Annotated in this window: 10 protein-coding genes; 7 read left to right on the forward strand and 3 right to left on the reverse strand. The window is 44.5% G+C overall.

Going from position 1 to position 11,639, the window contains the following annotated elements; all coding sequences use genetic code 11:
- The first annotated feature begins 8 nt into the window (after window positions 1-8).
- The 4 genes from Q0788_RS11110 (at window position 9) to Q0788_RS11125 (ending at window position 2,777) form a co-directional block, all read left to right on the forward strand.
- Window positions 9-494, forward strand: a complete 486-nt coding sequence (locus tag Q0788_RS11110) for an ABZJ_00895 family protein (RefSeq protein WP_057758504.1) — start codon at window positions 9-11, stop codon at window positions 492-494.
- A gap of 185 nt (window positions 495-679) precedes the next feature.
- Window positions 680-1,228, forward strand: a complete 549-nt coding sequence (locus Q0788_RS11115; protein ID WP_298810576.1) for a DUF421 domain-containing protein — start codon at window positions 680-682, stop codon at window positions 1,226-1,228.
- Window positions 1,229-1,312: 84 nt separating this feature from the next.
- Entirely contained in the window at window positions 1,313-1,801 is a 489-nt protein-coding gene (gene rlmH / locus Q0788_RS11120) for a 23S rRNA (pseudouridine(1915)-N(3))-methyltransferase RlmH (RefSeq protein WP_298810579.1), read from the forward strand.
- A gap of 85 nt (window positions 1,802-1,886) precedes the next feature.
- Entirely contained in the window at window positions 1,887-2,777 is an 891-nt protein-coding gene (locus tag Q0788_RS11125) for a class III extradiol ring-cleavage dioxygenase (protein ID WP_298810582.1), read from the forward strand.
- A 29-nt stretch (window positions 2,778-2,806) separates the two neighbouring features.
- Here the strand turns inward: Q0788_RS11125 and Q0788_RS11130 are convergent, their stop codons facing one another.
- Both Q0788_RS11130 and Q0788_RS11135 read right to left on the reverse strand, forming a co-directional pair.
- Window positions 2,807-4,300, reverse strand: a complete 1,494-nt coding sequence (locus Q0788_RS11130) for an amidase (RefSeq protein WP_298810585.1) — start codon at window positions 4,298-4,300, stop codon at window positions 2,807-2,809.
- Between the two features lie 324 nt (window positions 4,301-4,624).
- Entirely contained in the window at window positions 4,625-7,996 is a 3,372-nt protein-coding gene (locus Q0788_RS11135) for a DNA translocase FtsK (protein ID WP_298810588.1), read from the reverse strand.
- Between the two features lie 548 nt (window positions 7,997-8,544).
- Here Q0788_RS11135 and trxB point away from each other — a divergent pair.
- From trxB to Q0788_RS11150, 3 genes are read left to right on the forward strand one after another with little or no spacing between them, the layout of a single operon-like run.
- Entirely contained in the window at window positions 8,545-9,567 is a 1,023-nt protein-coding gene (trxB, locus tag Q0788_RS11140; protein ID WP_057758497.1) for a thioredoxin-disulfide reductase, read from the forward strand.
- Window positions 9,568-10,374 (forward strand): leucyl/phenylalanyl-tRNA--protein transferase, encoded by an 807-nt coding sequence (gene aat, locus Q0788_RS11145; protein ID WP_298810593.1) that lies wholly within the window; start codon window positions 9,568-9,570, stop codon window positions 10,372-10,374.
- A 29-nt stretch (window positions 10,375-10,403) separates the two neighbouring features.
- On the forward strand, window positions 10,404-10,838 hold the full coding sequence (locus Q0788_RS11150; protein ID WP_057758493.1) for a MerR family transcriptional regulator: 435 nt from the start codon (window positions 10,404-10,406) through the stop codon (window positions 10,836-10,838).
- 108 nt (window positions 10,839-10,946) lie between these two features.
- Here Q0788_RS11150 and rimI read toward each other — a convergent pair whose 3' ends face one another.
- Window positions 10,947-11,441, reverse strand: a complete 495-nt coding sequence (rimI, locus tag Q0788_RS11155) for a ribosomal protein S18-alanine N-acetyltransferase (RefSeq protein WP_298810596.1) — start codon at window positions 11,439-11,441, stop codon at window positions 10,947-10,949.
- Window positions 11,442-11,639 lie beyond the last annotated feature (198 nt).

The raw sequence follows: 11,639 nt of genomic DNA on the forward strand, positions 1-11,639 counted from the left end.
GTTAGCTTATGTCACGCCAGACAACCAGTCTCAACAAACCCCAGACGCTTGTACAAGTGCAGCCTAAACTGGCTCGATATGTCGGTTTTTTTGCGATTGGATACACGCTTGCCAGTACCATATTTATGATGATACAGACCAAGCTTGCGCTCAATCCACAATTGGTCATGGTGGTTTCTATTATCGTAGGGGCCTATATCGCTGTCAGTAAATTTATCAAACATCAGAAGCGAGCATTAGCGCGAGATGAGATTAATAAGTTGATGTTTGGCGGGGTTGTGATTGTCTGGATGCTGACGGTCATTTATTTTTCAGCCATCTGGTTTTGGCTGTTTGACACAATAAGCCGTGAGGTACTGTTTGAGATGGCGATGCAGCGTCCACTGCCCCTGCTTTCATCACTAATGCTGATGCTCGTTCTCACTCTAGTCAGTGCACGAATCAGTCTATGGTCTATCAATCGATTATTAGACCCTATACGCAAATCAACGTAAGTACAAACCATTATCTACAAGGTGCTACAAAGTTTTCCCCTGCTAATGTGTAAAATCCGTTAGGCTAAGTTTAAGGCGTGTCATTATTTTAAGAATAGTACTAAAAATGAGACAAAGTAAGACGCTCCCTAGTAAGTAGTATTTTAGCGATGACTTGTTTTACCTTTATAATAGGAGCGAACATTATGGACATGATCTTTTTTGACAACATAGACAAGCTTGGTCGTATTGTTTTGACGACTGTTATGGTTTACGTGTTGATCGTAACAGTTACCAAAGTCTCTGGCAAACGCTCAACGTCACAGCTCAACAACTTCGATTGGATCGTTACGGTCATGATCGGCTCGTTGGGAGCCAGTACAATTTTGCTCAAAGACATTCCCTTTGTTGAAGGGGTTTCGTCTATTTTAGTATTGTACCTATTGCAATTTGTGGTGACCAAATATGCGTCTGTTTCACCGCAATTTAGTAACTTTATTTTATCAGAGCCGCGTATCGTTTTTTATCAAGGGCAGTTTTTGCCAGATGCCATGCGTGATGAGCGCTTGACGCGTCAAGAAATCGAATGTGCCATGCGTTCTGAAGGGATTAATAGTTTTGATGATGTCGAAGCTATTGTCTTTGAGTCTGATGCAAAGCTGACTGTCATTCCAAAGCCAAGCCAAAGTGATAAGAGCGACGATGATCAAGGCGCAAGTAGCAACGTATCAGAGACGATTAACCCTCTGATGTAAATTGCAGACAATAAACAACGAACGATACAAATATTAAGAACACGCCCTAGTAAGCTTGAATTCAATTATCGAGATGTAAGCATTATGAAAGTAAGGATTTTGACCGTTGGCAATAAAATGCCTAGCTGGGTACAGACGGGTTTTGACGAATATTACAAACGCATTCAACCAATGCTAAGCACAGAAATTGTCGAAATTGCGGCAGCCAAGCGGGCGAAAAACCCTTCAGATGCCAATTTGGCGCAGTACCGTGAGCAGGAAGGTCAGGCTATATTAGCTGCTCATAATGCATCGAGCCGCGAGCAATTATGGGTACTAGATGTCAAAGGTAAGATGATTTCGACCGAAGGACTGGCTGATAACCTCGCAGATGGCATGCAGCAAGGCGATGATATTGCATTGGTCATCGGCGGTGCAGACGGCGTCTCGCCAGAAGTATTGGCAAAGGCCGATGCAAAATTATCACTATCAGCACTGACATTGCCGCATCCGCTAGTACGCGTCGTACTCATGGAACAATTGTATCGCGCAATGAGTATCAACAATAACCACCCTTATCACCGTGGTAATTAAATAAAGTACTAAGCTATTTTTTTTGATTTAGAACATCAGTCGCAGAATAGATTGAAAAACTGGCGCACGCCCTAATAAATGCAACATGAAATATCCAAAACGTGCGACACTCAACGCCTCTAAGTCCTCTCATCAACGTGATGATCATCATAGTGTGCAGACGCCTATCACAGCGGCTGCCGCATGGGAAAATACGTCTGATGTAGCGACGAATACATCTAAGCTACCAGCGCTCTTTATTTCGCATGGCGCGCCTACGCTTGCGATTGAGCAGTCTGCGACGACCAGTGCATTGGCACGTATTGGTCAAAACCTACCTAAGCCACGTGCCATTGTCATTATGTCAGCGCATTGGCAGTCAGCAAAGCTAGAGATTAGTAGTAATCCACAGCCAAAGACGTGGCATGATTTTTCAGGATTTTCGCCTGAACTTTACGACATTCAGTATCCTGCTACAGGTCAGCCAACACTGGCTGAGACACTTGCTCAGCAGCTGACCGCACGTGGTGTCACTTGTAGTGTCAATCCAGTACGTGCCTGTGATCATGGCGTTTGGGCGCCGCTCAGACATCTGTACCCAGAAGCCGATGTGCCTATCGTACAGATATCATTGCCGCAGCATTATGACAGTGTCGCTTGCTATCAGTTAGGCGCACAATTGGCACATCTGCGTGATGAGCAAATCCTCGTCATTGGCTCAGGTAACATTACGCATAATTTACAAGCATTGCGCTGGGAAGCTGACAGCATCGATCAAGCAGCTAAAGCCTTTAAGCAGTGGTTGTTACAGCAGCTTAAAATAGATATTCCCACGGCGCTCGATTGGCAGCAGTACCCAGACTACAAGGACATTCATCCAAGTGATGAGCACTTGCTACCGCTGTTTTTTGCATTAGGTACTGGTCAGCGCGTTTCTGTCGTTCATCAAAGTATGGCCCATCATAGTCTGGGTATGGATATCTATCGCTTTGATTGAGTGCTATCAATCCAAACTATAGCTTAACCCTACTTCTCAAAAGCGTGTTTGGTAAATAAACCTGCACGCTCCATCTCGCCCGCCACACTGAATAATGTTGCTTCATCATTCATGCGCCCGATTAACTGCATACCAATCGGTAGGCCTTTTTTGCTCATACCGACTGGTACTGACATCGCGGGTAACCCTGTAACATTACCCAATAACGTAAAGCCCATTTTACCTAATACAGGGGCACTGAGCTTTTCTATCATGCCTGAGCTAAAGGCGTATCTACCCATATTAAAGCCTTTATTCAGCACCTCGGCGCTACGCATCATCATCTCATCCATACGGCTAGGCGGTAGTACACCATGCTTTACCGCAGGTGTGGGCACAGTCGGGCATAAAATCATGTCGTAGTCTTCTAGTAATAGACCTGTCTGATACTGGCTATGATGCCAGCCATGTTTGGCATGTGCTAAATCAACCGCTGACAATGAGCGCCCAAGCAAGGCCATATTGTAGGTTTGTGGCTCTAGGTTTTTAATATGGTCAGCACCAAACTCACGCTCGATATTATCAATTGTGAAAGCCGTATGCGTACAGACCACAACGATAAAGTCATGCCAAAACTGCTCGATATTGATGTTTGGCTCGGCTGGTACTACTTCATGACCCATAGACTCTAATTGCTTAGCCGTTTGCTCAAGTACCGCCAGCACCTCTTTGTCCACTGTCGTATTGGCTATCAAAGGCTGCTGATGCAAAGCTATTTTTAGCTTTCGCGGTGCTCGCATTGCCGCTTGCAAAAAAGTGCCGTCTGGCGGAGCTATAACATAAGGCGCACCAATCTCCGCACCGCTAGTGGCATCTAGCATCGCTGCACTATCGCGCACTGAGCGCGTAATCACATGGTCAGCCACGGCCCCCTCCCAACCTTCACCAAGATTAGGGCCCATTGGATTACGTCCGCGGCTTGGCTTTAACCCAAACGTGCCGCACCAAGCTGAGGGAAAACGTATCGAGCCGCCACCATCACCGCCGCCTGCCATCGGTACAATACCGCTCGCAACTGCTGCTGCACTGCCCCCTGACGAGCCGCCAGAGCTATAGCCTTTCTTAAAAGGATTGTTAGTAGCGCCATGCGCTTTTGGCTCAGTGGTGATAATCAAACCAAACTCAGGCGTGTTAGTCTTACCAAAGGTATTAACGCCTGTCGCTTTCATCCGTTTGACGATTTCACTGTCTTTTTCTGAAATGATATTGACGCTGCGACTGCCCATCGTAATCGGCTCGTCGGCGAAGCTAAATGATAAATCTTTTAGCAAATATGGCACCCCAGTAAATACACCTGAAGGCAGACCTGCTTGCGCAGCATTGTAAGCGCGCTCATCAAAACGATGCACAATGGCATTTAGTTTAGGGTTGATTTGATTGGCTTGATGGACAGCAGCATCTAGCAATTCCTTCGCGCTTACCTCACCTGAGTTGACCAATGCTGCTAAGGCTAGCCCATCGTATTGCGTGTATTCTTTAAACATAACTAACCTTCCTTGGAGAGTAATTTCATTAAGACTATGTAGCACTCATATTTTCTAAAACTAAAGACTATTTTTTCATAAACTCCTGTCAGTTTAGTATAAAAAACCGTGCCTGATATTTGATAAACGGACTCGTTAGTCATCTGGTCGATTTCGCGAATTAATGAGCCAGTATGCGAATCTACTCTTCGCGCCCTAGAGTGTATTTAATAATGAAAGCTTACTTCTAGACCTGCAATTTATGAAAGCATTATTAAGTTTCTTCCATAAAAAAACGAGCCATTTTCATGACTCGCCTTTTTACTATCTACTTAGTTCTAAACTCTACATCAATAGTTCACGTTTGCCACTTTTGCCCATCGAGCTGACCAATCCAGCTTCTTCCATAGAGTCGACAATACGCGCAGCACGGTTATAGCCGATGCTGAATTTACGCTGAATACTTGAGGCAGAAACTTTACGTGTTTCCATGATAAAGGCCACGGCATCATTATATAAATCATCATCTTCACCAGAGGCATTGGCTGTACTACCACCGCCTGGGCTAGATAGTTCAAAATTGCCTGCCATATTGTCAATATAGTCAGGTGCGCCGCGCTCACGCCACGCATCACAGACACGGTTGACTTCTTCGTCACTGACGTAGGCACCATGCACACGATCTGGCTCGATTTGCCCTGGCCCCAAGAACAACATATCGCCGTTACCCAGCATATCCTCAGCACCGCCACTATCTAGAATCGTACGTGAATCGACTTTTGAGTTGACTCGTAGTGCCGCACGCACTGGGATGTTGGCTTTAATCAGACCCGTAATTACATCGACTGATGGACGCTGAGTCGCTAGCATTAAATGAATACCTGCAGCACGCGATTTTTGCGCCAAACGTGTGATGAGCTCTTCGGCTTGTTTACCGACCTGCATAATCATATCGGCAAACTCATCCGCAACAATGACAATCATGGGTAGTGTTTTTAGCTTGGGTGCTTGGCTAATACTTACGCTGTCATTTGGACGCCATAGAGGGTCGAGCATGGGATTGCCTGATTTCTCCGCCGCGATGACCTTCTTGTTGAACTCATTGAGCTTACGAACCTTTAGCAAGCTCATTAGCTGATAGCGACGTTCCATCTCGGCCACACACCATGACAAGCTACTGGCCGCTTCCGTCATATCGGTAACCACTGGCGTTAACAAATGCGGAATATCGTTATAGTTAGCAAGCTCTAACTGCTTTGGATCAATCAAGATAAGACGCAGCTCATTGGGTGTATATTTGAGTAGCATCGATAGTAGCATCGAGTTGACCAATACTGACTTACCAGAGCCTGTGGTACCAGCGACTAGCATATGCGGCGCACGCGCAAGGTCGGTAATGATTGGATTACCACCGATGTCTTTACCCATCGCCATGCTAATCTGCGCTTTAGGGTCTTTGAACGTTTCGGTGTTGAGCAATTCAATCAAGCGTACCATTTCACGTTTCTTGTTAGGCACTTCGATACCGATGTACGGTTTACCCGGAATCACTTCGACCACACGCAAAGAGGCCATCGATAGTGAACGCGCCAAATCACGCGAGATACCTGTGACTTTACTAGCCTTCACCCCAGCAGCCAGCTCTACTTCGAAACGGGTGACAACAGGCCCTGGAATAGCATTAACCACAGAGGCCTTTACGTTAAATTCTTGTAGTTTAATTTCTAACAACTCAGACAACTTTTCAAGCTCAGCCACAGTATAGCTAGGCTTGCGGTCAGGATCCGGCTTATCCAATATAGACACTTCTGGAATAGGCGTTAGACTGCTGCGATAAGCTGCCGTTTGCATCGAGCGCGACTTTTGACTGAAGGCTGCGTCATCACTAATGTGCGGCATGACCGGTACATTGGTGTCGTCATCACTGTCGTCCTCTGGCATCATATCGGTGATATGGTTGCTGCTATCGCCTTCTGGGACAGCAAAACTAACAGATGGCTGGGTAGGCGTTTTAGGCTCAGGCTGTACATTTGAGACTGGGCTAGTGACTTCCACCGTTGGCGCTGCTTTTGGATTGGCAGGAGGCGTATTGGTTGGTGTCATGTCTGAAACGTCTGACAAATCTGACAATGCAGGCTCAGTCTCTACTGTTACCGGAGCAACTTCAGGCTCAGAGACTACTGCTGTCTTTTCAGTATGTGGCAACTCTACAGGCGTATCAGACGATTGATTGGCAGATTCCTGCGCAAAGCTGATAGGCTCTTCTACGATAGGTTCTGGAGTCTTCTCTGGTAATATTGGCTCAGCTGCTACGGTTTCCTGAACAGGCTTAGAGTCTTCAGACGTTTCTACAATAGACTCTGTAGGTTCTGATATGTCAGCATGCTCTGCCAACCATGCTTCTGCCAACTTATCTACTTCTGCAGTCTCATGTGTCGTAGAGATTTTAGGCTCAGCAGGTTCAATGACTGGCTGACTGGCTAAATTACTACTTACTGACTCATCAACTGATGACTGAGCTAATGATTCTTTATCATATATATCTGGTTGATCAACCGCTTCCGTCACTGTAGTTGCTGTAGTGGCAGGCACTGCTTTCTCTAATGATGCTGTGGTACTAGTACCCGTTTGGGAATAGTTAGGTACAGGCATAGCCGAACTGTCCATGCCATTGGCACTGTAAGCCATTTGCTCACTTGCGAGCAAATCATCGACAGTATTGGCATCATTCCACGCAAAGCTTGGCTCAACTTTGCGAGTAACAGGTGCAGTCAAGTTTAAGGCTAACGGCTGGACTGTACTATTAACCGTATTATCAGCAGAGTTATTAAGCAAGCCTGTATCGGTATCTGCCTGCCCACCTTTTGAGCTATTAGGTGTCGCCGCTGCTTTTGCTGCGATGACGGAGGCTTTGACACTATCTGCCAGCCCTGAGGTTGCCAAAAAGTCTGACAATACACTACCGAAACGCCCACTACTGCTGACGTCTTGAGTACCGCTATTATTTTCCGCAGACTGCAACTCAAGTGGCAGTTGCTCATGCTCTAATTTTTTATCTACCGACTCATCTAAGTTTTGGCTATCACCTTGTAATGCAATACTCGGTTCAGTAGCGTCGATAGTATCCTGACTTTTTACACCTGAGCCAAGCCATGATAGTGCACGAACCTTTTGATATATCGTCATCCAATGAATATTAAAGGCAAACGTAGCGGTAATCACAACAAATACTGCTAAGAAAACCACACTCCCCCACTGCGATAGCAGCTGTGCCAAACGCGCCTGTAACTCTAGCCCAATGATACCACCAGCGACACCTTCGAGGCCGATTGCGTCAGGGTTCGTGACTTGCTGAACTAGAGAAACCAATTGTGCGAATAATGCGCTAGCACTTAATAGCAAAAACACATAAGCGACCAATCGCATGAGCCAAAACGTTGGCTTGTTTTCCCACCAAATTAGAGTAGATTCGTAAACCACAAACGCCAAAAACCACCAAGCACCAAACCCAAAAAAGCTATAAAGCAAATCGGATAACCATGCGCCTGCCTCGCCGCCCATGTTATTAATCGTGGTCATATCACTACTGATGTGCGACCAGCTAGGATCGTTGCCTGTATAAGTCATCAAAATGACAAACAGATAAACGGCCAGTATTAACCCAAGGAGGGTAAACATTCCCTTTTTTAAATACTCAATAAGCGGTGCTGATATCACGTAAGATCTGCCTTGTTATTAATACTAAATGGTCGCCAATGCATGACTAAGCCTAATCATGCTGACATAAAGTGTTGACATAAATGTACCGAGCGAAGTGTTTGTTTGGCATGTGCCGATCATAGAGCCTTGAAACAACCGTTATCGCCTGGCCCCTACTACACTTGGCATAACTTCTTATAATAACAAATACATAGGTGCAGTGGCGACAGTCTTATCAAGAAAGCGGGTAAGAAAGTAAATCAGTGGACACTTTGCGTAAGAAAACAGCTGGTTAGCGAAACGATATTGACATAATATTGCCAACTATATTACGTGAACGCTATAAAATACCCTTTGTTTTTCGCACTAATATTTCAATGCTGTTTATGCTTTGATTCTAATGATACCTGTGTTTGCTTTAGCAAACTTGCACTTTGTGCGCTGTGCCCTTATGTTATTATCACACAGCAATTAGAAGAAGCATATTCGTAGTCATTTTTGATATTCGTCTTTTATTATATTTATACCTTACACTTTTAATTCGTATATTTAGCAAGGAACAACTCATGGCAACTGACACTACTGCTCCACGTCACGAAAAGCTCATTATTTTAGGCTCAGGTCCTGCTGGCTACTCTGCAGCAGTTTATGCAGCACGCGCTAACCTTAAGCCGGTTATGGTTACTGGTATGGAAGTCGGTGGACAATTAACCACCACTACTGAAGTCGACAACTGGCCAGGTGATGCGCATGATTTGACAGGTCCTGCATTGATGGAACGGATGAAAGCGCACGCTGAACGTTTCGGTACTGAATTGGTCTACGATCATATCAACGAAGTAAACCTAAACGAGCGTCCTTTTCAATTGACAGGTAACAACGGTAGCTATACTTGTGACGCGCTCATTATCTCAACTGGTGCCTCTGCACAGTACTTGGGACTAGAATCAGAGACTAAGTTCAGAGGGCTTGGTGTATCAGCCTGCGCCACTTGTGATGGTTTCTTTTATAAAAACCAAAAAGTTGCGGTGATTGGTGGTGGTAATACAGCGGTTGAAGAAGCTTTGTACTTATCTAATATTGCGTCTGAAGTGACCTTAGTACATCGCCGTGACAGCCTACGCTCTGAAAAAATCCTACAGGATAAGCTATTTGAAAAAGCCAAAAATGGTAATGTCAAAATCGAATGGAATCATCAAGTAAAAGAAGTGGTCGGTGATGATATGGGCGTCAATGGCGTCGTTATCGAATCGATGATTGATGGCAGCACTAAGCAACTAGATACAATGGGTATGTTTGTCGCTATTGGTCATAAGCCAAATACTGACCTGTTCAAAGGTCAATTGGATATGAAAGATGGCTATCTGATCGTTAATAGTGGCTTAAATGGTAATGCCACTCAGACTAGTATCGAAGGTGTGTTTGCTGCAGGTGACGTAGCCGATCACGTTTATCGTCAAGCTATCACTTCTGCTGGTACAGGCTGTATGGCTGCGCTGGATGCTGAAAAGTACTTGGATGCACTGGGCGAAACCGTCGCTCGTGATCACACTTACGATTCAACCCTAACTGCAGATAAAGAAGCCTAAATGGGCAACTTTACTCAACAGCACGCTAAACACATTACGCCTGAGACTTTAAAAAGTCTTGGGCGTTATGACTTTCCTGATCCCATTTCTATCGATCCTGATGGTATTGGCATCGTCGCGATGGGCGGTGACCTAGCACCTGAAACGCTGATATCAGCCTATGCTCAAGGGCTGTTTCCTTGGTTTAACGAAGATGAGCCTATTGCTTGGTGGTGTCCCGAGCCGCGTTGTGTGATTGTTCCCTCTGCCTATCAACCGAGTAAGTCTCTACGTAAGCAAGCAAATCGCGAACGTTGGCAAGTGACGCTTAATCAAGCTTTTGACGATGTCATACATGCCTGTAGCTTACCGCGCAGTGATGGCCTTAATGACAATCATCCCGAAGGCGAGCATACTTGGATTCATGATGAGATGATCGAAGCTTATACTAAATTGCATGCACAAGGCTTTGCTCATAGCATTGAAGTTTGGGACGAAGCAGGTCAACTGATTGGCGGATTATATGGGTTAAAAATAAACGGCATCTATTTTGGTGAATCAATGTTTCACCGAGCCTCTAATGCGTCAAAGCTAGCGTTTTGGGGTCTAATGGACCTGTGTGAGCAAAGTGATGTCGCACTCGTCGACTGTCAGCTACCGAATGATCATTTGATGAGCTTAGGTGCGACTACCTTACCGCGTGCTGACTTTCTAACTCAGTTAGACAACTTGATAGGCAGCCAGTCTGTGCCATGGCAAAAGCACTCTCATAAACCGTTAGCCGTATCGCTACTGGATAGCGAATCGCCGTGGCAACTAGAGTTATGATTATCATAGCGAAAAAATAAGAGGTTATTATGGCACTTGATACATCGTTTCTATTGATTGGAGAGCTAGCAGCAAAGGCCAATACGACCAAAGATACGGTTCGCCATTACGAGCAATTAGGCCTGCTAAAATCTCGCAAGCGTCAGGCAGGCTCACGTTTATATACCGAATTTCATCCAGAGTGTATCGAACGCATAGAGCTGATCAAAAGTGCGCAAGCTATTGGCTTCACCCTTACTGAAATCAAAAACAGCTTAAATGATTATTATGATGGTCACTTGGATATTGATTCGCAGCTTTTACTCACTCAGCAAAAATTAGAACAAGTTAAAAAACAACAAGCTAATATCAGCATAATGGTTGAGCTACTGAGCGAACGCTTGGATATTTTAGGTCGAATGAAAGCAGATAGTGATTATCAGCTTGATGTAGAAGTCTGTAAAAAGAAAATTCCTTTGCAATAAAGCTTAAATCTTAAATCTTAAATCTTAGTTAATTCTGTTTTTATATCGTAGCCGTTATAGCCACCTTAACTAGAATTACTTATTTTTTATTAAGATTTATTTTCTTCGTTAAATATAAGTATGCTGCATGATTAATGCATCGACTGCTGGTTTATGTGGCATTTTGTAATAGCCTTTGCGCTTATAAATAATATTGAATGCCTGTTGCTCGTATAACGCTATCGCCGCTGTATTGTCTGCACGTACTTCTAACAAAAGACTCTCTACCTGATTGAGCTGTAACAGTTCATGCAGCCTATTCAATACCTGCGAAGCAATGCCTTGTCGTTGGTGCTCTGGAGCAGTTCCGATACGCAACACCTCTGCTTGCTCAAAAGTCATTTGATATAAGCAATAGCCAACTATCTCACGGTAAGAAGTACTCTCTTCTTTGGCTTGATCGTAAGCAATCAGCAGACGAATACTGTCTTGTTCAAGCAATTCAGTCAATGCTCTCTGATTCCAAGCATCATCTGGTTGCACCATGGTTTCTATATTGGCAACAGTTTGAATGACATTTTCGAGTTCTACTGCATTCGTTGGTAATACTTCTATCGCAAACATGATGTTCCTTTTACGCTTATTGTTAGGCTGTTTTTATTATTATATTACGCTTAGATGATATATGTAGAGCTTGCCATACATTCATGTAGACCCGTAATTATACAATCAATATTTCTCAATAAAAAAAAGCCACCCTAAATAGGATGGCCTTTTTTATGACTAACTCATAAGCTCATTGCTGAGACTTAAGGATTAGTT

Source organism: uncultured Psychrobacter sp. (assembly GCF_947500265.1).
Classification (GTDB): domain Bacteria; phylum Pseudomonadota; class Gammaproteobacteria; order Pseudomonadales; family Moraxellaceae; genus Psychrobacter.

What these genes read in the sequence shown, in the direction of transcription:
- Q0788_RS11110 (WP_057758504.1), top strand. Translation starts at nt 9, where the DNA reads ATGTCACGCCAGACAACCAGTCTCAACAAACCCCAGACGCTTGTACAA.
- Q0788_RS11115 (WP_298810576.1), top strand. Translation starts at nt 680, where the DNA reads ATGGACATGATCTTTTTTGACAACATAGACAAGCTTGGTCGTATTGTT.
- rlmH (WP_298810579.1), top strand. Translation starts at nt 1,313, where the DNA reads ATGAAAGTAAGGATTTTGACCGTTGGCAATAAAATGCCTAGCTGGGTA.
- Q0788_RS11125 (WP_298810582.1), top strand. Translation starts at nt 1,887, where the DNA reads ATGAAATATCCAAAACGTGCGACACTCAACGCCTCTAAGTCCTCTCAT.
- Q0788_RS11130 (WP_298810585.1), bottom strand. Translation starts at nt 4,300, where the DNA reads ATGTTTAAAGAATACACGCAATACGATGGGCTAGCCTTAGCAGCATTG.
- trxB (WP_057758497.1), top strand. Translation starts at nt 8,545, where the DNA reads ATGGCAACTGACACTACTGCTCCACGTCACGAAAAGCTCATTATTTTA.
- aat (WP_298810593.1), top strand. Translation starts at nt 9,568, where the DNA reads ATGGGCAACTTTACTCAACAGCACGCTAAACACATTACGCCTGAGACT.
- Q0788_RS11150 (WP_057758493.1), top strand. Translation starts at nt 10,404, where the DNA reads ATGGCACTTGATACATCGTTTCTATTGATTGGAGAGCTAGCAGCAAAG.
- rimI (WP_298810596.1), bottom strand. Translation starts at nt 11,441, where the DNA reads ATGTTTGCGATAGAAGTATTACCAACGAATGCAGTAGAACTCGAAAAT.